The organism is Streptococcus sp. FSL L8-0526 (genome assembly GCF_038007145.1).
Classification (GTDB): Bacteria; Bacillota; Bacilli; order Lactobacillales; family Streptococcaceae; genus Streptococcus; species Streptococcus thermophilus.
This window is the reverse complement of sequence record NZ_JBBOWP010000002.1, coordinates 230,655-252,083: the sequence shown is the minus strand read 5'-3', so window position 1 is coordinate 252,083 and position 21,429 is coordinate 230,655. Positions and strand designations below refer to the sequence as shown.

Sequence of the window (21,429 nt, the reverse complement as noted above, 5' to 3'; positions counted from 1 at the left end):
ACCCTAATTTATTACTTCATTTTATCTGTTTGTACTCAGCTCTTCGCTGAGAGAAAGCGCCGTTGCCCACTTTGTTCTACTTGGCTTTCACTATCCCAAGCTCGCTAGAAAAACGCCATAAGCTCTTCTTTCTTCTTAGTATTATAGCAAAAATAGAGAAATTTGTAAAATAAAATTCTAACCCTTCTTACCGAGTCCCATTTCCTGACGGACATGTGCATGGGTATCTTCATGGAGAATATCATTATAAATAATCGAATCTTCTCGAAGTTGTTTTGCCTTTTCCTTATCCTGAGATGTTAAATCTTGTTCAGAATCATAAGCTTTCTCGACAATACCTAAAAGATAATTTTAGATTTCTTTGTCCTTGCGAATTCCACCTTTTTTGCGCTAGCTAGCTACAACTAGGACAACCAACATCAACAACCCCAGATAACCAATAATGGGATACATAACTGCCACCAGTTGACGGAAACCCATAAAAGATATAGAAAAACCAGACAGGGCAAAGGCAGCCACAAAGAACTTGAATCGTTTATCACTCCCCGCTGAGAAGCGTTTTCCAAGGGCATAGTAAAGACTAAAGACGGTATTAAAAATCAAACCAAAAATCACTAAGGCGTAGAGTGTCGCAAAGATAGGGTTCACTTCCTTAGCAATAGCCAACATAGGAACATCCGATCTAGCAACTTTATCACTGTTAGCAAAGAGAATCAAGGTCGTGATGAAGAAAATCACACTAACCATGAAGCCTCCCCATGCTCCGCTCTTTTCAGCTTCATTAATTTTGAGAATAGAGCCTCCCATCACAAAGGCCATCGCTATAGCCGACATGACACAAACAGAAAAATATTGATTACAGACATCCAAACACTTGGGAAGGGTGATTGAATAGTTTGAGACACCTTATTCATCTCTACAAAATCCCAGTTACGCCCCAGAACATTGGTCACGAAAATCATGGCAATCATAATCAAAATCAGAGGGGTAAAGACTCCAATAACACCGATGATTTTCCTGAAATCTAAGAAACTAACAAAGATAGTCAAGGCTGTACAGAGGAAGGAGCCTACCCAAATCGGCATACCAAACTACTGATTTAAATTAGCCCCTGCACCTGCCGTCATAACAAAACCAAAAAGAAAGCATGTGATAATCAGAGCAATGTCCAGAATACGATAAATAACGGGATGGTTAATCTCAGCCAGAACGACTGAATAGTCATCAGAACGGTAATACCTTCCCAGAGCAATCATCAAACGGCCAAAACCAACATGTAGAACACCAAGGACAATAACACCTATCAACCCCCCAGACTCCAAAACTGACAAAATACTGCAAGAGGTCCTGTCCAGAAGATACTCCTGCACCAATCATTACACCGACATAAGCCAGGGCAATGCTCCATATATGTTTTGACATATTACCTCCTATAAAATAAAAGCTATTTCCGTTTTACACCTTTACTGTTACAATTCTGTAAAAAACAAAAAAAGTACTTAAATAAGAAAGCACTGTTTATATTATTACTTCTCCCAACCTTTACACCCATCAATATAGGTTGCTTGTAACTCCAAGAAATCATCTAAGACGATGAAATCGGCTGGGAGACCAGCTTTAAGGCTGCCACAAATATTTTCTAGTCCAACCGATTTAGCAGGAACACTAGTTGCCATTTGTAAGGCTTGAGCAACCGTCACGAGTCCCCAATCAACTACATGTTTGACACCGTCTTTGAGTTGTAGGATAGAGCCAGCTAGGTTACCACCTTTCTTAAGACGAGCGGTACCATTTTCCACAATAACAGGAAGCTCACCTAGCATATAGTCACCATCAGGACAACCTCCCGCTGACATACAATCTGTAATAAGGGTAACTCCTTGAGGCGTTTTTTGCTTGATGAGTACCTTGCAAGCTGCAGGAACCACATGATGACCATCCGCAATCAGTTCACCAATCGTCTCAGGAGTATCAAGGGCTGCACCAACCATACCAGGCTCACGGTGACTAAAGCCACGCATTCCATTGTAGACGTGAACCCAGACTGAAGCACCAGCTTCCACTGCTGCCATGGCTTCTTCATAAGTAGCATTGGAGTGTCCTAAAGCAATCGTTACACCTTGTTTAGTCGCTTCTTTAATAAAGCCAGCCACTCCTTCACGCTCGGGAGCCAGGGCTAATTTGATTAACTTTCCTTTAGCCGCGTCTTGCCAGGCTTGCAACTGTTCGATACTTGGGTTGCCCATGTATTTAGGATTTTGCGCTCCCTTATAGGTCTCAGTGAAATAAGGTCCTTCAAAGAAGAGTCCCTGGATTTTAGCACCAAGCTCCTTACCAGCCGTCTCTGCTGTTGTCTGACAGATAGCTTTTAGCTCTTCAAATGGCGCTGTCAATGCTGTCGGTAAGAAAGAAGTCACACCTGCTGAAAGCAAGGCTTGACTCATGCCTAGGAGACTTTCCTCAGAATTATCCATAACATCATACCCTGCAAAGCCATGAATGTGAGTGTCCACAAGGCCAGGAGCAATCTGATAATCACTATAATCTAGCACTTCTGCACCCTCAGGTACATTTTCTGTCCACTTACCAAAATGACCATCTGTGACCGCCAAGTAGCCACCTTCTTTGACCTTATGATCAAAATAAAAACGTTTGGCTGAAATATAATAAGTCATAGGACTACCTCTCATCAATTTTCTATGTTCTCAATACGCCTTCATTATATCAGAAAAGCCGAGAAAAGTTCTCGACTTTCGATATTAAATCACACCTTCTGTAACCTTTTCAACAAGGTTGATGGTATGGTCTGCAATACGTGTGTAATGTGAGAGGTCAACATAGTTGGTACCTGCCTGCACAGTACATTCACCATTATTAAGACGTTTGGTATGAATCTTACGCAATAGTTTTTCAAGTTTTTTCAACTCTTCATGACGAAGGATAACTTGACCTGCAAGCACTTTGTCATCATCCACAACAACACGAATACTATCAAGAACAATACGCTCCAAGTCACGAACAGAATCTAAAACACTTGCCAAAATTTCGTTTTCAGAAACACTAAGCAATTCGTTAAAGATGTCAATCAAGTAAGTTGTTAACTCTTCATCAATACTGTTAACAGCTGTTTCATACTTCTCTACCTTGCCAAAGTATTTCTCATCACCTTTATCAAAGAAAGCGTATGAAGCCACCAAAGATTGAATGGCATATGATGCTAAGTGAACCAAGTCTTTCTGAGCATCACCAAGGGAATGGCTGGTGCTTGTGTGATAAGCAAACAATCCAAGTAAAGCGCTTCGTACTTGTTAACATCATCCTCACCAGGAATAATTTTAGTTAACGGATAGATATTATCGAAATAAATCCTTCTTTCTTGTGATATAATAAAGAAAAAAATTGGAAGTTGCATCACGACAATCTACCTTCTAGCACAAGCACTCTCAGCCATTGGAGCCCTCTGTGTTGCCATATCCTCTTTTGCAAAACCAAAAAATAAGATGCTCGTCTGGCAAATTACCGACTACATTTTCACTGCCGCTGCTGACCTCTTATTGGGTGGCTATACCGGTGTGCCTTAACCATTAGTATTTTGATCATCAGAAATCGTTTGATGATCAAAACGAAAATGACCAAGACTATTTTGTCCATCCTCATTATTCTTCGGACCATCGTAGGATCTTATCTCAATCAACTTGGGGTTATTCGCTATTTGCCAATCATCTCTTAAGTCTCTTATAGTCTAGCAATTGCTATCACACGAAACCTCCAGTAGTTTCGTTGGGTCATTATTGAGAATATGTTACTCTGGCTAATTTACGATTTGACCATTAAGGCTTACCCCGCTGCCATCATAGATATCACCATTACACTAACCACTCTCATTGCCATTATCCGAAATTGAAAGACCTTTAGCAATTAAAAGCTAAAGGTCTTTTTCTTATAAAGCCCAGGTGCGAATGGCGTAGGCTACACCCTGCCTGGTCATTTGTCAAGGTCACATATTTACTCAAAGACTTGATGTCATCACTAGCATTTCCCATGGCAACACTTTGACCTACAAACTGTAGCATTTCAAGGTCATTGGCAGCATCACCCAAAGCCATGATTTGATCCCGGTTAATGTCAAGCTTTTCAACTAAACGTTTAAGCCCGCTAGCCTTAGTTGCCCCCTGTGGCATGACTTCAAAAATATATTCTTGACTACGAACTGTGCTATAGCTCTGATTAAGTATATCTTGTACAGCGTTTTGGAAGGCGTCCAAAGGTTCAGATTCAGCCATATACATAGCTTGGAAAATAACTTGCCTTTCCTCAAAGATTTCTTCCAAACTCCTAGCTTTCGCTTCTGTAAAAACAGTCCCAGCATCATAAGCTACTAGCTCAGGTACCTCATTACCCACAACATAATAACTTTTTTCACCAGTAAATGTTAGAGCCACCCCTGGGAAATCTTCACAAGCCTGCAAGAGTTCTTCCATTTCAGAGCGAGATAAACTTTCAGATTCAAGCAAGGTCCAATTTTTAGTTTCATAAGTTGAACAACCATTGTTCATGATAATGTACTCTTCTTCACTAAGACCCAATTTTTCAAAATGGGGAACAATGCCTGAACATGGGCGACCCGTACAGAGTACGATTTTAATACCTGCTGCAGTCGCCTCTTGAATAGCCTTGATGTTCTCTTCAGGTATCTCTTTTTGGGTATTTAAGAGGGTCCCGTCCATGTCAATTGCAATGAGTTTCACTTGGTTCTGGTTCATATTTTTCTTATCCTCCTTAACCCTAATATGTGTCATAAATAGTTAACTGATATTGTTCAATGATGCTGTTCAACTTATCACCATAGGTCGTGTCGGTGGCATAAACACCTGTTAGGGCTGCAGTCGCATCTTTGTAACTTCTCGTTTTGGAGCGGTGTACTCCCACATAGTAGCTACCCTTAAGAAACTCCACATAGTCCTGTAGAGAATTTTCCACAGAACCATAGGAACGAAAGGCAGCATCGATATGGTAGGGATTTCCCTTACCATCATCCTCCCAGGTCGGTAAGGTTACACTTTGACCATTGTATTCTCCTTTGATTCCAAAGAAATTGTAAAATGGCTTTTGACTTAATTGTGATTGTCCAGAGTCAGATTCTAGAATAGCCTGAGCTATCATGACAGATGCATAAAGATCATTTCTAGCTGCCAAATAGCGCGACGTCTCACCAATCTCTGCAATAAAAGCAACCGTCGTCTCATCCGTAGGTGTCATATTTTTTTCCATAGTCAATCTTGGAAAATTTAAACTAGCTAGGAGACCCAATAAGGCAAATAGGCCAATAAAAATCAGACTCCACTTTTGGAAAAATTTAGGAAAAAGCAAGACAGAGTTCTTTTTCTTTTTAGATTTCTTAGGTCTAGCTTTCGACTTAGTTTTCTTTTTTCCTTTCGCCAATCGGTCACCCCCTCAATCATACTAACTCCTGTAAGTATATCAAAATTCACTAAAAAAGACCCAAACCAACTGGTTTAAGCCCTAATTCAATATGACATTAAATAGCGTCTGCACCCCGTTCGCCAGTACGAATACGAATGACATCATCAATAGGAACAATAAAAATCTTCCCATCACCGACTTCGCCTGTCGCCACAGCGCTACGGATAGTATCCACAACCTCATCAACTGCCAGATCCTTGACTACTATTTCCACCTTAACCTTAGCCAATAAGGTCGGAACAATCCGTTGACCACGGACAAACTCCGCAAAGCCACGTTGGGTCCCATGACCCAAGACCTGACTCACAGTCATTCCCTTAGCCAAACCACTACCAGTCAAGGCATTTTTCAAATCTTCCAATTTATCCGGACGAATAATCGCTTCGATTTTTTTCATCAGTATCCTCCTACGAATCCATACCCATAAAGGTTGGGTAGGCTGTTTCCTTGTGTTCACAGTCATCAAGACCAATAGCCTCATCACAGTCACTGACACGCAAAGGTATATAGTGGCCAATTACTTTTATGATACCATAGGTTACCAGCCCCGACCAAGTAACTGTGAAAACAATGGCTAGAACTGTCACTACAAACAAACGAGCATTTCCATAGATAAGTCCAAAATTAGCCTTATCTAGGGCTAGATTTGGTGTTGTAAAAACAGCTGTACACAAACCACCAAAGATTCCTCCGACACCATGGCAACCAAAAACATCCAAAGCATCATCATAGTCAGTGTGTTTTTTCAAGACAGAGATGGCATAGAAACAAACCGGACTAACCATGGCTCCAATTAGAATGGAACTCCAGATGGAAACGAAGCCAGCCCCAGGCGTGATGGCAACAAGCCCGGCTACTAAACCGGTCGAAGCACCGACCAAAGTTGGATGACCTATCACATATTTTTCAAGAGCTATCCACGAAAACATGGCAGCTGCTGCAGAAACATGCGTAGTCACAAGAGCATGACCTGCTAATCCATTGGCCGCTAGGGCAGAACCTGCATTAAAACCAAACCAACCAAACCACAGAAGACCCGCTCCCAACAGAACAAAAGGAACATTATGAGGACGGTGCTCTAAAATCCCATAGTCACGACGTTTTCCAACAACAATTGCCAAAACCAAAGCCGAAACACCTGAAGTAATGTGGACCACATCACCACCCGCAAAGTCAATCGTCCCCCACTTGGCAAGAATTCCGTCTCCCCATACCATATGTGCAAAAGGATAATAGACCAAAAGTAACCAAAAGACTATGAAAATAGCTAAAGGAGTAAAGCGCATACGTCCTACTACTGAACCTGTCAAAATCGCCACACTGATAATGGAAAACATCATCTGAAAAGCCGAAAACAAGAGATCAGTAATAGCTAGACCACGACTTGAAGTCGTTTCAGAGACTCCATGTAAAAAGAGATGACTAATATTCCCAAAGAAATAGCCTTGACCACCAAAAGAAAGTGAATAACCGGCAACAACCCACAAGAGGGAGGCAATTGCTAAGGGAAGAACAGACATCATCATGGTATTAATGACATTTTTTCGACGCCCCAGACCACCATAGAAGAAGGCCAAAGCTGGTGTCATTAAACACACCATGGCTGAACATATCAATATAAAGGCAGTGCTACCTGTATCCATAAAATCACTCCAATCAAAAGAAATTATTTTTATGTTAAATAATATAACACAAAAAGAAAAAACCCACAAGCTTATTTATGTAATTTTTTGATAATTTTTTCTTTTCTGACATTTTATATTACCATAAAAAAAGAGCTTCTTACACCCCATGAAAAAGGTTATAAAGCTCTTGTCTATTTATTTTCCGTTCTTTAGCAATGGTTTTTATAGCCTGATTAGGCTTCATGCCAGAAGCAATTAAACCTTCAACAGCCTCGATTGGAGCAACATCTGATGTTAGATATCCTTCCCTATCATTTTCAGAAGCCCCAGCTACAATCAGTAAACATTCACCCTTGAGTGGATTACTAGCAATATAATCCAAGATTTCTAAAATAGTTCCTCGTTGGTACTCTTCGTAAAGCTTGGTCAGTTCTCTAACTAGTGTAACTTGGCGATTGCCATAGATCTCATGCATATTTTCAAGGGTATCTGCCACACGATAAGGCGACTCATAAAAAATCTGTGTCTCAGGATAAGATAGCTTTTCCTTGAAAAAATCAATCTGCTGGCCTTTTTTACGGGGGAGGAAACCATAAAAAATATGAGGTTGAGGCGCTAGACCACTAGCAATCAAAGCAGTAATACCAGCTGATGCGCCAGGTAAGGCTACTACAGGAATATCCTCAGCAATAGCGGATTTGACCAGATCATGACCAGGATCCGAAATAGAAGGCATACCCGCATCAGAAACCTGAGCCAAAGAAAGGCCTGACTTCAAACGTTCCAGTAAATCTGGAATTTTCTCGTAAGCATTGTGCTCATGAAAAGAATACTGCTTGGTTTCAATTTCAAAATGTTTGAGCAAGAGACCCGTATTACGCGTGTCCTCCGCACAAATAAGATCCACCTCTTTCAAGATTTGCACACTACGAAAAGTCATATCCTGCAAATTCCCAATAGGTGTGGGAACCAAATAAAGGGTACCGTAGTTAGATTGTCCCTTAAAACTCTTTTGAACCTGCATGCTTAATCTCCGTACAACAATTCTGCACAGAATCCACAAGCTTCATTATTATCACGACGTTGACCATAAAAATCTGGGCAAATGTGGAATCCATCATCATAAATAGCCTCGAGGTTCACCTTGCCATGAGACATTTTAGTCCCTGTCTCCTCTTGAACCACTTGACTCAAGTGCTCACGTAACTTGTCGTTCTCCAACTTGAGAGCCGTATTTTCCTCGAAAATCCCTGAGAAGTTCGCCTTAATCGCTTCTACCTCTGCCAACATTGACATCAAATTTTGTGATAATTCTTCGAATTTATCATACAATTCACGCTTTTCCATTTAGCTGAACTTCCTCCACTCCATAAGTTAGGGGAGCTCCCCCTTTTTCAAACATAACTTTAACAGTCCCTGCAATCACATCAATAGCAATGACTTGACCTCTACCTTCCTTGGTCTCAATCTCTTCACCCAAGTCAGGATAACTAGCCTTACTGTCTCGGTAAAAATCATCTTCATAACTGAGACAACACATGAGACGTCCACAGACACCGTTCATCTTACCAGAATTCAAGGACAAACTTTGATTTTTAGCCATCTTAATCGATACCGGTGGGAATTCGCCCAAAAAACTAGAACAACACAGTGCACGTCCACAAGGACCTAAACCACCATAAATTTTTGATTCCTCACGACTGGAAATTTGACGTAACTCAATTCGCGTCTTAAAATAAGCCGCCAAATCCTCGAGCAATTGACGAAAATCTACCCGCTTTTCAGCCACGAAACTGATAAGCACATAAGAGCTATTTAGAGGAAAGACTATGCCCACCACTTTCATATCTAGCTGATTTTGAGCAATTAAATCAGCCACTACTCCCATACTCTGTTCAGCCTTTAAAAGATTTTCATCATATCTAGCAAAATCTCTCTCACTAGCCAAGCCTTCGACCCGATTCAAATCCACAGGTAAACTAACATCTGGAAAAACAGTATTTTCCATAACAACCTGGGCTAGACGCTTATCTTTTTTCTCCAAAACGACTACAAAGTCACCTTTGGTGTAATTTTTATCAGGAACAACGTATTCTACCGCTCCATTTTCTTCAAATTTGATTCCAATGACTTCTGTCATGATAATACCAAATACTCCATCGCATTTTGAAAGCTGACATTAGCAAGCCACATTTCACGTGCCTTAAAAACTAAATCTAACCATCGTCGTGCTTGTGGATTTTGTATCTCCTTTCCCAATTGATAAGTTAAAAAAGCCCATACCATCTCTTGTTCCGATTTTTCACTACACTGGACGGCCAACTTTGCAACATCCAAATAAAGAAGGTCGTGATTAGCCAGCAAGGATTGTTCAAAACGCTCCACTATATCGATGATATCAAGAACCTTTTTATCTTTAGACAAACTCAAAGCTTGCGTTTCATCCTTAGCAAAATCCGCTAAAACTTTGGCCTGTGTCAGCAACAAACCTTCTCTCTGGAGTAAGTCTTCTAGATAGGCCTTGTTCTTAGGAAAATAAAAGAGTTGCGCTCGACTTTTAATCGTAGGCAAGATACGACTATCATCAGCTGTTAACAGAAAAATATAAATCTGACTCTGAGGTTCTTCGATAAACTTCAAGAGACTATTGGCCGCATTAACATGCATTTTATCTGCATCACGAATGATAAACACTTGAGCGTGGCCCTCGAAACTCGATTGGCTAAACTCTCTTGTCAGTTGACGAATAATATCTGTTTTTATAATCTGCCCTTGCGGTTCAACCAATTTAACATCTGAAAAATCTCCCTGTGCAATCAAACGACACGGACGACAGTGACTACAAGGAAGACCATCCTCGGGAGTCAAGCAAAAGCGACTCTGCGCTAGCCAAATAGCCATGTCGAAACTTCCAAAATCACCCGAGAATAAATAAGCATGACTCAAACGATTTTCTCTGATAATTTGTGAAAACTCTTCAAAAAGTTTGCTTTGACATTCAGCTAACTTCATCTTGCTCCTTATAAATAACTTTTAATAATTTCCCAGGTATCCTCTACAACTTCTTCCAAAGTTTGCGAGGCGTCGATTCTCTTAATACGTTCTGGCTCAGCTTCAGCTAAATCTAAATACCCTTGACGTACACGTTGGTGCATATCAAGTTTTTCTAAATCCAAACGATTGACTTCTCGCTCACCATTTGCCGCAATACGAGCTAAACCAGTTTCAGAATCCACATCAAACAACAAGGTCAAATCAGGTTTATGACCATCCGTCGCATAATTATTTAACCAAGCAACTTCATCTTGTTCAAGCCCTCGGCCTGCTCCTTGATAGGCTACCGAGGAATCAATAAAGCGATCCATGATAACCATATTGCCATTTTCAAGTTCTGGTAAAACTTTTTCAACCAAATGTTGGCGACGAGCAGCAATATAGAGCAAAAGTTCTGTTTTAGCATCCATAGCCGTATTATCCATATCCAGAATAACTTCACGGATTTGCTCTGCAATAGCCACGCCACCCGGCTCACGTGTCGTTATGACCTGAGCTGGATAAACCTCTCTTAAACGTGGCAAAAGCACCTTCAAAACTGAAGTTTTTCCAGCCCCATCTGGTCCTTCGATTGAGATTAGTAACCCTTTAGACATGATATTTCCTTTGTTGTTTATTTACCTTCTATTTTATCAAATTTTAGGCTAAATGAACAATCTCAGAAAGCATATAGCCTATGGTAAAAGAGTATACATCTTAGCATATCATCAAAACCACAAAACGTTTCAAAACTCTATTTATATAAACCACATATTTATCTTATTAGGTTTAGTTTTTTAGACATATGTTTACAAACAAAAAAGCCGAGAACAGTTCTCGAACTTTTTATTCATTATTTAACAAAGTCAAGCAATGCCAAGAAACTTTCAGGTTCAAGTGATGCACCACCTACAAGAGCTCCGTCAACATCTGGACAAGCCATGTATTCAGCAACGTTTTCAGGTTTAACTGAACCACCGTATTGAACACGTACTTTGTCAGCAACTTCTTGACCGAAGTCAGCTGCCACAACATCACGCACAACTTTACACATTTTTTGTGCATCGTCTTGTGAAGCTGATTTACCGGTACCGATAGCCCAGATTGGTTCGTACGCAATAACTGATGAAGCTACTTGCTCAGGAGTCAATCCAGCTAAAGCAGCTGAAACTTGAGCACCTACGAATTCAGCTGCTTTACCAGCTTCGTAAGTTTCAAGGGATTCACCACAACAGATGATTGGAATCATATCGTTAGCAAAGATTGCTTTAGCTTTTTTGTTGACGTCTTCATCAGTTTCGTGGAAGTATTCACGACGTTCTGAGTGACCAATAACAACATAGTCAGTACCGATTTCTTTCAAAACTTGTGGGCTAGTTTCGCCAGTGAAAGCACCTGAATTTTCAAAGTAAGTGTTTTGTGCAGCAACTTTAAGGTTTGAACCTTTAGCAGCAGCAATAACAGTTGTCAAATCAACTGCAGGAACCGCAATAGCAACTTCAACAAGGTCAGCTGAAGGCAATTTTGGCGCTACAGCTTCAACAAATGCTTTTGCTTCTTCTGGATTTTTGTTCATTTTCCAGTTACCAACGATAAATGGTTTACGTGACATTTCACATACCTCTTCTTTTTTTATTTACTCGATTATTTTATCACAAATCCTTTACTATTACTAGGATTTCAGGAAAATTCCGAAAACTCGACTTGCTTTATTAAGATTGTTCTCTATAAAAGCTAACTTTAGTCAACTAAATGCAAACAAAGAAGACTATCAGATATTTAAAAACCAAAAAGAGCCGAGTAAACTCGACTCTCTCAATTATTGTCTGACTAATAATTGTATTGGGAACTTAATATTAATTAAGCTTCGATTTCAGTTACGATACCTGAACCAACAGTACGTCCACCTTCACGGATAGAGAATGTTGTACCTTTTTCAACGGCAATTGGGTGGATCAACTCAACGTCGATAGTCACGTTATCACCAGGCATAACCATTTCAGTACCTGCAGGAAGTTCGATTGAACCTGTTACGTCAGTTGTACGGAAGTAGAACTGTGGACGGTAGTTATTGAAGAATGGAGTGTGACGTCCGCCTTCTTCTTTAGAAAGGATGTAAACTTCACCTTTGAATTTAGTGTGTGGCTTGATTGAACCAGGCGCAGCCAATACTTGACCACGTTCGATTTCATCACGTTGGATACCACGAAGAAGAACACCGACGTTATCACCGGCAATACCTTCATCAAGTTGTTTACGGAACATTTCTACACCAGTAACAACTGCTTTTTGGCTTTCTTCTTTAAGACCAACAATTTCAACTTCGTCATTAACACGAACAACACCACGGTCAATACGTCCTGATGCAACAGTACCACGACCAGTAATTGAGAACACGTCTTCGACCGGAAGCAACAATGGTTTGTCAGTGTCACGTTCTGGTTCTGGAATGTATTCGTCAACAGTATTCATCAAGTCCATGATGATGTCTTCATATTTAGAATCACCTTCAAGAGCTTTAAGAGCTGAACCTTGGATAACTGGAATGTCATCACCTGGGAAACCATATTCTGAAAGAAGGTCACGGATTTCCATTTCAACCAATTCAAGCAATTCTTCATCGTCAACCAAGTCAACTTTGTTCATGAAGACGATAAGGTGTTTAACACCAACCTGACGTGAAAGAAGGATGTGCTCACGAGTTTGTGGCATTGGTCCGTCAGTAGATGCAACTACAAGGATAGCACCGTCCATTTGAGCGGCACCAGTGATCATGTTTTTAACGTAGTCCGCGTGTCCTGGCGCATCGATGTGAGCGTAGTGACGTTTTTCAGTTTCGTATTCAACGTGTGCAGTATTGATTGTGATACCGCGTTCACGTTCTTCTGGAGCAGCGTCGATTGAAGCGTAGTCTTTTGGTGTGTTAACTGCGCTAGGAAGACGACGAGCCAATACAGTTGTGATTGCAGCTGTCAAAGTAGTTTTACCGTGGTCAACGTGTCCGATTGTACCGATGTTAACGTGTGGTTTACTACGATCGTATTTTTCTTTTGCCATTAGGAAAAGCCTCCAATAAAATATATTTTATAGATAGACAGTAGGCAATACAGTCTAACTTTACTCTACTATTCTATCAAAATGTCATATAATTGCAAGTATTTTATATAGTTTTCAGTTTTTCTTTATAGTAATCACAAATATTTCTTTCAATAATTATCTTTCTACTATTTTTATAACCTTTATATTCTATCCAAAACATGACTACACTCCAAAAGACAAGAAGAAGTCGTATGCTAACGACTTCTTCTCAAAGGTACAATTTTTTCATTTTGATTTTCAAGTTCTTGAGTCCGAGACAACTCTTCCTCAATAGTCCGAACAATATTATCTCGCTTTTCATTAGCGGCAATGTTCAAGACAAAAGCAATACCAACGGAAGTTACCAGAAGAGAGTTACCACCTTGTGAAAGGAAAGGGAAGGTAACCCCTGTCGATGGAATCAAACCTGAGATTCCACCGATATTAACAAAAACTTGCATAAGCATGAGAGCCCCCACACCAAGTGCCATCATAGAGTTAAATGGATTTCTAGCTTTTACTCCTACAATCATAATACGAAGAATAAGGAAAAAGAGAAGGGCAAGAATCAAGCCTGCTCCAATGAGACCTAACTCTTCAATAACAATTGAAAACACAAAGTCTGTCGTTGCCTCTGGGAGATAACCGGTTTTCTCAATCGAATTTCCGAGACCAAGACCGAACCACCCCCCATTACTCATAGCATAGTAAGAATGAGATAACTGAAGTCCTGAACCTGTTAAATCCTTAAAAGGATTAAAATAAGCTGCAAAACGCTTGGCAACATATCCAAAGACAGGTACCTTAGCCATGTTTTGTACTCCAACCAAAGCAATCAATCCAAGAAAAGCAGACGACAGCCCTACAATACCAGCAAACAGTGCCGTAAACCAGCGATAACCAACACCAGAAATTGAAAACATGATAACCGTTGTTAATACGATGATAGCCGCATTTCCCAAGTCTGGTTGGATGGCAACTAAGCCAATCATTACCAGCAAATAGTAACGCCAGTCATTAAATTCTTCTTTAGTCCTCGGTATCCACCTATTTTTAGTTAAGGCCTGATAGTCATAATGTTCTATAGCAGACTGTTGTTTTGAGAAGGTGTGCGCCAAATACCAAACAACAATAACCTTAAGATATTCCGCTGGTTGGAAAGATAAGGGACCCAGTACAATCCATCCATTCGCTCCATTAATTTCTTTAGTGAAAAATTTCGCAACAACCAAAAGTATAATTTCGACAATTATTACAGCTCCTAAAACCTTATCTTTTCTAAGGAAATTCAATTTCAATCGATAAATAAAAAAGATAAATAATAAGGATACTAGCCAGAAGGCACCTTGGTTCATAACTGATGCGAAAGGATTGGCTCCAAAAGTTACTAGACGAGCACTCGTTGTTGAATAAACCACAATCAAACCAACCACTGATAAAATTAAATAAGGTATCAAGATGGTATAGTCCAAAAGATGTTTCTTTTCAATTTTCATATCTAAAAAACTCATACTTTCAATTACGTTACCCTACATTTCATATCATAAAAAAACATAAAGCTAACAGCATATATTATAACACTTTGATATCTTAAACTAAAGTAAAAGATAAATTAACCGTTTTCATTTCTAAAACTTTTATTTAATCTTTTATACTCAAATTCATTTGTAAACTAGCTTTCTGTAGTAATATTGCTAGTTCTCATATTTTCTTTAAGGATAAACAAAAAAAACGAGACTTAGGTCCCGCTTTTTTATCTTATTTTTTTTTACCGACATTGATACGATTAAGTGCTCGACGGAGAGCAACCTGAGCACGTTGAACTTCATCATTACGGTCAGATTTTGTTGCTTCTTCCAAGACACGTTCGGCACGTCTCTTGGCACGTTCGGCACGAGAAACATCAATATCGCGATCACGTTCTGCTGAATTGGCAACGATAGTAATGAAATCATCTTTAACTTCGATGATACCACCGTTTACGGCAATCCAATCGACGTGACTCTCGTCATCCACACGACGAACCTTGAGCTCATCCACTTCAAGTGGAGCAATCAAGTTAATATGGCCTGGCAAAATACCAATTTGACCATCTTTAGTAACCGCGTGGATAAAGCTGGCATGGTGGTCATATTTAAGACCATCTGGAGTTACCACTTGTACGGTCATTTGTGCCATATCTTCACCTCATTAGTAGCCCATAGCTTTAGCTTTAGCTACTACATCCTCAATTGGCCCTACGCTACGAAAGGCATCTTCAGGAAGATTGTCATATTTACCTTCAAGGATTTCTTTAAAGCCACGAACAGTTTCAGCAACTGGAACATAAGAACCTGGTTGACCTGTAAACTGTTCAGCAACATTGAAGTTTTGTGACAAGAAGAATTGGATACGACGAGCACGTCCAACCAATGTTTTATCTTCGTCCGACAATTCATCCATACCAAGGATAGCGATAATATCTTGCAATTCACGGTATCGTTGAAGTACTCGTTGAACTTCAGTCGCAACAGCATAGTGTTCTTCACCAACAATTTCAGGTGAAAGGGCACGTGAGCTTGATGCCAATGGGTCAACAGCTGGATAAATACCCATTTGTGTCAACTTACGTTCAAGGTTAGTTGTTGAATCCAAGTGAGCGAATGTTGTTGCTGGCGCTGGGTCAGTGTAGTCATCGGCTGGGACATAGATAGCTTGGATTGAGGTAATAGAACCTTTTTTAGTTGATGTGATACGTTCTTGCAATTGACCCATTTCAGTTGCCAATGTAGGTTGGTAACCAACGGCTGATGGCATACGACCAAGAAGGGCTGATACTTCAGAACCTGCTTGAGTGAAACGGAAGATATTATCAATGAAGAGAAGCACGTCTTGTCCTTCAACATCACGGAAATATTCAGCGATAGTCAAACCAGTAAGGGCAACACGCATACGTGCTCCAGGTGGTTCATTCATTTGACCAAAGACCATGGCTGTTTTTTCGATAACGCCAGATTCTTTCATTTCCCAGTAAAGGTCATTACCTTCACGTGAACGTTCCCCAACACCCGTAAACACGGAAATACCACCGTGCTCTTGAGCAATGTTGTGAATCAGCTCTTGAATAAGGACAGTTTTACCAACACCAGCACCACCGAAAAGTCCGACTTTACCGCCTTTAAGATAAGGGGCAAGCAAGTCGATAACTTTAATCCCTGTTTCAAGGATTTCAGTACTTGTTGACAATTCATCGAAGGTAGGTGCTTTTTTATGAATTGGTTCACGCTTTGCATCATCTGCAAAAGGTGCTTCCAAGTCAATGGTATCTCCAAGCACGTTAAAAACACGTCCAAGAGTTTCTTTACCAACAGGAACACTGATTGGACGACCTGTGTCCAGAACTTCTAGCCCACGAGTCAATCCATCAGTAGATTCCATGGCAATGGTACGAACCACACCTTCTCCAAGTTCAAGAGCTACTTCGAGCACGATACGTTTAGACTTTTCTTCATCAGTGTAAACGACCAATGCATTGTTAATCTCAGGAAGTTTATCGCCAGTTGCAAACGCTACGTCTACAACAGGACCAACAACCTGAACAATTTTTCCTGAGCTCATTGTTTTCTCCTTATGATAGTTTTCTGGATGACAATCATCCCCTTTTTATTGTATGTCAAATCAAGACAAATCTCTAGCTATTCAAGTGCACTAGCACCGCCAACAATCTCAGTGATTTCCTGAGTAATGGCTGCTTGACGTGCACGGTTGTATTGAAGTGTCAAATCGTTAATCATTTTCTTAGCATTATCAGTGGCAGTCTGCATTGCGGTCATACCAGCAGCATGCTCAGCTGTTTTGGCATCTACGATAGCACCGTAGATAAGACTCTCAGCATATTGTGGCAAGAGTTGATCCAAAATAGTATCACGATCTGGTTCTAATTCAAACTTGGTCAATACATGGCCTTCAGATTCATTGGGATCCAAATCAACAATTGGAAGCATTTTTTCAACACGAACTACACGAGACAAACTATTAACATGATGATTGTAACACACATAAAGTTCATCAAAAAGCTCATTTTGATACATTCCTACAGCTTTAGAAATGATTTTCCCGACTTGATCGAAACTAGGTTGATCTTCAAGGCCACGAAGTTCAAAAGCAACATTCATGTTACGAGCTTTGAAGAAATCCGAACCTATTCCACCAATAGAGATGATAGCATATTCATCTTCAGAATCATGGTCACGTTTAATCATATCCAAGACAGCTTTAAGAATAGTTGAATTATATCCTCCAACTAATCCCTTATCTGAAGTAATGACAATATACCCTGACTTACGAACTGGACGTGCATCCAACATCGGATTTGAAGAACCGTTAACCAATTCTGAATGTAGAAGATCTGTTGTGATCTGTCTAATTTTTGAGGAATAGATTTGGAAATCTTTAGCAGCTTGCTCAGAACGTGTCAATTTAGAAGCAGAAACCATTTGCATGGCTCCTGTAATATGACTCGTTTCCTTAGTTGAAGCAATTTTTGCTTTGATTTCTCTTAGAGAGCCTGCCATATGCTGTCCTCCCTATCTCTATTTGTATTCCGATTGATCTTTGAAAGCTTGGATAGCTTCATTAAGCACAGCTTCTTCAGGAAGATCCTTAGTTGAACGGATTGTTTCAAAGATATCCTCATGATGGCTATCAAAGTAGTCATAGAGGGCTTCTTCAAAATCCAAGATTTGATCAACCGGAACACTGTCCAAGAAACCATGTGTCAAAGCGTAAAGAATAAGAACTTGTTTTTCAACCGGAAGTGGTTTATGAAGTGGTTGTTTAAGCACTTCAACTGTACGACGTCCACGATTAAGTTTAGCTTGTGTTGCGGCATCCAAATCAGAACCGAATTGTGTAAAGGCTTCAAGTTCACGGTAAGAAGCCAAGTCAAGACGAAGGGTACCAGCAACTTTCTTCATTGCTTTGATTTGTGCTGAACCACCAACACGTGATACTGAAGAACCAGCATCAATCGCAGGACGAATACCTGAGTTGAAAAGATTTTCTTGCAAGAAGATTTGTCCATCTGTGATAGAAATAACGTTTGTCGCGATATAAGCTGAGATATCTCCTGCTTGTGTTTGGATGATTGGCAAGGCAGTAATTGAACCACCACCAAGATCATCTGAAACCTTAGCTGAACGTTCCAAAAGACGTGAGTGGAGATAGAATACATCCCCTGGGTAGGCTTCACGACCTGGTGGACGACGGAGAAGCAATGAAAGTTCACGGTAAGCCACGGCTTGCTTAGACAAATCATCATAAACAATCAAGACATGTTTTCCGTTATACATGAACTCTTCAGCCATTGCAACACCAGCGTAAGGCGCGATGTAAAGCAATGGTGATGGTTGTGCAGCTGAAGCTGTCACAACGATTGTGTAATCAAGAGCACCATGTTTACGAAGTGTTTCAACTTGTGTACGAACAGTTGATTCTTTTTGACCAATAGCAACATAGATACAAATCACATCTTGTCCTTTTTGGTTCAAAATTGCATCAATCGCAACAGATGTTTTACCTGTTTGACGGTCACCGATGATTAACTCACGTTGACCACGTCCAATTGGAACCAAAGCATCAATCGCTTTAAGACCAGTTTGGAGTGGTTCAGAAACTGATTTACGTTGCATAACGCCTGGTGCAGGTGCTTCAACTGGACGAGCTGCAGTTGTCTTGATATCTCCAAGACCATCCATTGGTTGACCAAGTGGGTTTACGACACGACCAATAAGAGCTTCACCTACTGGTACTTCCATGATTTTACCAGTACGTTTAACTTCATCACCTTCACGAATTGTATAAAAATCTCCAAGAATAATGATACCAACGTCATTAGACTCAAGGTTTTGAGCCATACCGAAGACACCGTTTGAAAATTCGAGAAGTTCTCCACTCATGGCATTATCAAGTCCACGAGCACGGGCAATACCATCACCGATATAAGTGACTACACCAGTTTCTGTGACGTCAAAATTTGGCTGGAAGTTTTCAATTTGCTTTTTAATTAAAGCGCTAATTTCTTGTGCATTAATTGCCAAAAGTCACACCACTTTCTATTTCAAATTCATTTTAAATGTTTGTAATTGACTGCGAATTGACGTGTCAACAAACTTATTCTTTGCTTTGATGACGAATCCTCCAATGAGTTCCTCATCAATTTTTTCTACTAAACGACGTGTCTTAATCTCAAATTTTTGTGAAACTATCGTCAAAAGTTTAGTTTTTTGTTCTTCAGACAAGGGACTTGCTGATGTCACAGTGACATCGTAAGTGTTGTCTTCTTGATCAAAGAGCTCAAGAACCAATTTCAAGACATCATAAAGAATGTTAGCTCGGTCATTGAGTGAAATTATCTTAAGAAAATTGTTCATGTATACTGAACAAGATTCTTGAAAGAAACTTAAACTTTCCTTCTTAGCCTCGCTTGTCACATTTACTTGAGACAAGAAGGTTTTTAGATTTGTTTCAGCAAAAACTGTTAGGATTTGCCTTACTTCTTCTTGGATTGTTGACACGGCGTCTTGTTCAAAAGCGACTTCTACCAGACTTCTGGCATATTGCTCAACAAGAGCTTGTGTTTTCTTATCCATTAAGCATCTCCTAATTGATCAAGATAGCTATCAATCAAGTCGGATTGCGCTTTTGCATCAAGGTTTTGTTTAATGACTTTTTCTGCCAAAAGGACAGTCAAGTCAGCAACCTCACCTTTAACACCAGCAAGTGCTTCCGCCCAGCTTCGGGCAATATCTTGATTTGCTTTCTCTTTCAAGCGTTTAGCTTCATCATATGCTTCTGCAATGATTTTTGACTCTTTAATTTTACCAGTTTTCTTGGCCTCATCAATAATCTGAGTTGCTTCTGTGCGAGCGGCAGCTAACTCATCTTGACGTTTTTGTACCAAGATTTCTGCTTCTTGACGAGCATTTTCAGCACTATCAATATCTGCGGCAATTTTCTTTTCACGAGCGACAAAGATTCCTGTAATTTGATCCCATGCGAATTTACGAATGAGGTAATACAAGAGAAAAACTGAGCCGAGCGTAATAATCATATTACCAAGTGTCGTACTATTAATCAGTAATGACATTTCATTTTTCCCTTTCTTAATTATTCTTCGTTGACTTTATCACCAATGTATTTAGAACTTAGGATAATAAAGACATAGGCTTGAATGAACCCAATAAAAGCTGAAAAGGCAACCCAGACAAGGTTCAAAGCAAAGGACACAGGTGCTGCAAAAACAGACCATGTCACTAATTGAAGAATCAAGTCAGTTACTACCTCACCAGAATAAATGTTACCAAACAAACGCAAGGCCAATGATGCAAGGTCGGTAAATTGTTCCAAAATGTTCATCGGTAGCATAGCTGGGTATGGTGAAATGTAACCTTTGAGATAGCCTTTAAACCCTTTTTTACGAATCCCCTCAATATGACTAACGAGGGTAATAATCAAAGAAAGAGTGATAGTAACACCGAAATTCGATGTTGGAGAAGACCAAAAATTGTAATGCTCACTTTTAATAGATACAAGCAGACCTAAGTTGTTTGCTGTAAACACAAAAGTGAAAATCACAAACAAGAGCAAACTATAATTTTTTGTGAATTTTCCAAGACTTTGAGAAATGGTGTTGTTCACAAATTCATAGATAAACTCGAGTACATTTTGTTTTCCCTTTGGTTTAATGGTCATATCACGACTTGACCAAAAAACCACTCCAAAAACGATAATTACTGTCAAGAGAGACATGGCAAGGATCGTCAAGTCAAAATCAATCCCAAATAATGAGACGGTTGGATTACTTGTAGTTTCCACTGCTCATCCCTCCTCCATCTTTTTTTATTTGTCTATTAGACAATGTAGCTAAGGGCAAACAATACGAAGAAAGTACCTTCGATGAAGGCAACACCAATAAACATCAATGTTTGAAGTTTACTAAACATCTCAGGTTGGCGAGCTGCAGCCTTAGCAATATTGGCAACGAGGATACCCTCACCAATAGATACACCCATAACGGCCAAACCGAGGGCTAAGATAGTTAAATTCATAGTAGAATTCTCCTTTTAATTATTTTTTTACCATGCCATTCTAGTCCTATTTTTTACGAAAGTCAATGAATTGACGATTTTTTGGACATTTTCACTGACTTTGCCTGACATTTTCATTTTTT

General features: G+C 39.9%; 21 protein-coding genes and 3 pseudogenes. 1 reads left to right on the top strand and 23 read right to left on the bottom strand.

Features of this window, described 5'->3' with window-relative positions; translation table 11 throughout:
* Window positions 1–177: 177 nt before the first annotated feature.
* The 3 genes and pseudogenes from NSQ85_RS10755 to NSQ85_RS08520 form a co-directional block, all read right to left on the bottom strand.
* A pseudogene (locus NSQ85_RS10755) lies at window positions 178–1,422 on the bottom strand (YkvI family membrane protein).
* Window positions 1,423–1,526: 104 nt separating this feature from the next.
* A complete protein-coding gene (gene nagA / locus NSQ85_RS08525) occupies window positions 1,527–2,675 on the bottom strand; it encodes an N-acetylglucosamine-6-phosphate deacetylase (RefSeq protein WP_340781683.1) in 1,149 nt (382 codons plus the stop codon).
* 84 nt (window positions 2,676–2,759) lie between these two features.
* Window positions 2,760–3,349, bottom strand: a pseudogene (locus NSQ85_RS08520) (PhoU domain-containing protein); the annotation flags it as partial.
* Between the two features lie 37 nt (window positions 3,350–3,386).
* On the opposite strand from NSQ85_RS08520, the pseudogene NSQ85_RS08515 reads away from it, so the two are divergent.
* Window positions 3,387–3,904: pseudogene (locus NSQ85_RS08515) on the top strand (YgjV family protein).
* Between the two features lie 7 nt (window positions 3,905–3,911).
* On the opposite strand, the gene NSQ85_RS08510 reads toward NSQ85_RS08515, so the two are convergent.
* From NSQ85_RS08510 to NSQ85_RS08415, 20 genes are all read right to left on the bottom strand, one after another.
* Window positions 3,912–4,763, bottom strand: a complete 852-nt coding sequence (locus NSQ85_RS08510) for a Cof-type HAD-IIB family hydrolase (protein ID WP_232087354.1) — start codon at window positions 4,761–4,763, stop codon at window positions 3,912–3,914.
* Between the two features lie 22 nt (window positions 4,764–4,785).
* A complete protein-coding gene (locus NSQ85_RS08505; RefSeq protein ID WP_024009763.1) occupies window positions 4,786–5,442 on the bottom strand; it encodes a glucosaminidase domain-containing protein in 657 nt (218 codons plus the stop codon).
* 97 nt (window positions 5,443–5,539) lie between these two features.
* Window positions 5,540–5,881 (bottom strand): P-II family nitrogen regulator, encoded by a 342-nt coding sequence (locus NSQ85_RS08500; protein WP_014621246.1) that lies wholly within the window; start codon window positions 5,879–5,881, stop codon window positions 5,540–5,542.
* Between the two features lie 10 nt (window positions 5,882–5,891).
* The gene (locus NSQ85_RS08495) at window positions 5,892–7,127 is read right to left on the bottom strand and encodes an ammonium transporter (RefSeq protein ID WP_014621245.1); all 1,236 of its coding nucleotides are present in this window, start codon (window positions 7,125–7,127) and stop codon (window positions 5,892–5,894) included.
* A gap of 139 nt (window positions 7,128–7,266) precedes the next feature.
* Window positions 7,267–8,133 carry a 16S rRNA (cytidine(1402)-2'-O)-methyltransferase gene (rsmI, locus tag NSQ85_RS08490; protein WP_024704223.1) on the bottom strand — a complete coding sequence of 289 codons (867 nt, stop codon included), beginning with the start codon at window positions 8,131–8,133 and terminating at the stop codon, window positions 7,267–7,269.
* A gap of 2 nt (window positions 8,134–8,135) precedes the next feature.
* A complete protein-coding gene (gene yabA / locus NSQ85_RS08485) occupies window positions 8,136–8,456 on the bottom strand; it encodes a DNA replication initiation control protein YabA (RefSeq protein WP_002946304.1) in 321 nt (106 codons plus the stop codon).
* A complete protein-coding gene (ricT, locus tag NSQ85_RS08480) occupies window positions 8,443–9,249 on the bottom strand; it encodes a regulatory iron-sulfur-containing complex subunit RicT (protein ID WP_179974312.1) in 807 nt (268 codons plus the stop codon). Before ricT ends, yabA begins: the two co-directional genes overlap by 14 nt.
* Window positions 9,246–10,121 carry a DNA polymerase III subunit delta' gene (locus NSQ85_RS08475; RefSeq protein ID WP_179974311.1) on the bottom strand — a complete coding sequence of 292 codons (876 nt, stop codon included), beginning with the start codon at window positions 10,119–10,121 and terminating at the stop codon, window positions 9,246–9,248. Before NSQ85_RS08475 ends, ricT begins: the two co-directional genes overlap by 4 nt.
* Before the next feature lie 8 nt (window positions 10,122–10,129).
* Window positions 10,130–10,759: a dTMP kinase gene (tmk, locus tag NSQ85_RS08470; protein WP_064355413.1), complete on the bottom strand. Its 630-nt coding sequence runs from the start codon at window positions 10,757–10,759 to the stop codon at window positions 10,130–10,132.
* Window positions 10,760–10,995: 236 nt separating this feature from the next.
* Window positions 10,996–11,754: a triose-phosphate isomerase gene (tpiA, locus tag NSQ85_RS08465; RefSeq protein ID WP_179974310.1), complete on the bottom strand. Its 759-nt coding sequence runs from the start codon at window positions 11,752–11,754 to the stop codon at window positions 10,996–10,998.
* 248 nt (window positions 11,755–12,002) lie between these two features.
* Window positions 12,003–13,199 carry an elongation factor Tu gene (gene tuf, locus NSQ85_RS08460; RefSeq protein ID WP_179972724.1) on the bottom strand — a complete coding sequence of 399 codons (1,197 nt, stop codon included), beginning with the start codon at window positions 13,197–13,199 and terminating at the stop codon, window positions 12,003–12,005.
* A 236-nt stretch (window positions 13,200–13,435) separates the two neighbouring features.
* Window positions 13,436–14,716 carry a cell division peptidoglycan polymerase FtsW gene (gene ftsW, locus NSQ85_RS08455; protein WP_179972723.1) on the bottom strand — a complete coding sequence of 427 codons (1,281 nt, stop codon included), beginning with the start codon at window positions 14,714–14,716 and terminating at the stop codon, window positions 13,436–13,438.
* Between the two features lie 262 nt (window positions 14,717–14,978).
* On the bottom strand, window positions 14,979–15,398 hold the full coding sequence (locus NSQ85_RS08450; RefSeq protein ID WP_179973204.1) for a F0F1 ATP synthase subunit epsilon: 420 nt from the start codon (window positions 15,396–15,398) through the stop codon (window positions 14,979–14,981).
* 12 nt (window positions 15,399–15,410) lie between these two features.
* Window positions 15,411–16,817 carry a F0F1 ATP synthase subunit beta gene (gene atpD, locus NSQ85_RS08445; protein ID WP_179972721.1) on the bottom strand — a complete coding sequence of 469 codons (1,407 nt, stop codon included), beginning with the start codon at window positions 16,815–16,817 and terminating at the stop codon, window positions 15,411–15,413.
* 77 nt (window positions 16,818–16,894) lie between these two features.
* Window positions 16,895–17,773: a F0F1 ATP synthase subunit gamma gene (locus NSQ85_RS08440; RefSeq protein WP_179972720.1), complete on the bottom strand. Its 879-nt coding sequence runs from the start codon at window positions 17,771–17,773 to the stop codon at window positions 16,895–16,897.
* An 18-nt stretch (window positions 17,774–17,791) separates the two neighbouring features.
* Window positions 17,792–19,297: a F0F1 ATP synthase subunit alpha gene (gene atpA / locus NSQ85_RS08435; RefSeq protein WP_179972719.1), complete on the bottom strand. Its 1,506-nt coding sequence runs from the start codon at window positions 19,295–19,297 to the stop codon at window positions 17,792–17,794.
* A gap of 15 nt (window positions 19,298–19,312) precedes the next feature.
* Window positions 19,313–19,849, bottom strand: a complete 537-nt coding sequence (locus NSQ85_RS08430) for a F0F1 ATP synthase subunit delta (RefSeq protein ID WP_179972718.1) — start codon at window positions 19,847–19,849, stop codon at window positions 19,313–19,315.
* Entirely contained in the window at window positions 19,849–20,346 is a 498-nt protein-coding gene (atpF, locus tag NSQ85_RS08425; protein WP_179974307.1) for a F0F1 ATP synthase subunit B, read from the bottom strand. Before atpF ends, NSQ85_RS08430 begins: the two co-directional genes overlap by 1 nt.
* 20 nt (window positions 20,347–20,366) lie before the next feature.
* Entirely contained in the window at window positions 20,367–21,074 is a 708-nt protein-coding gene (atpB, locus tag NSQ85_RS08420; RefSeq protein ID WP_179972716.1) for a F0F1 ATP synthase subunit A, read from the bottom strand.
* Window positions 21,075–21,109: 35 nt separating this feature from the next.
* Window positions 21,110–21,307: a F0F1 ATP synthase subunit C gene (locus tag NSQ85_RS08415; RefSeq protein WP_179974306.1), complete on the bottom strand. Its 198-nt coding sequence runs from the start codon at window positions 21,305–21,307 to the stop codon at window positions 21,110–21,112.
* Between the last annotated feature and the right edge of the window lie 122 nt (window positions 21,308–21,429).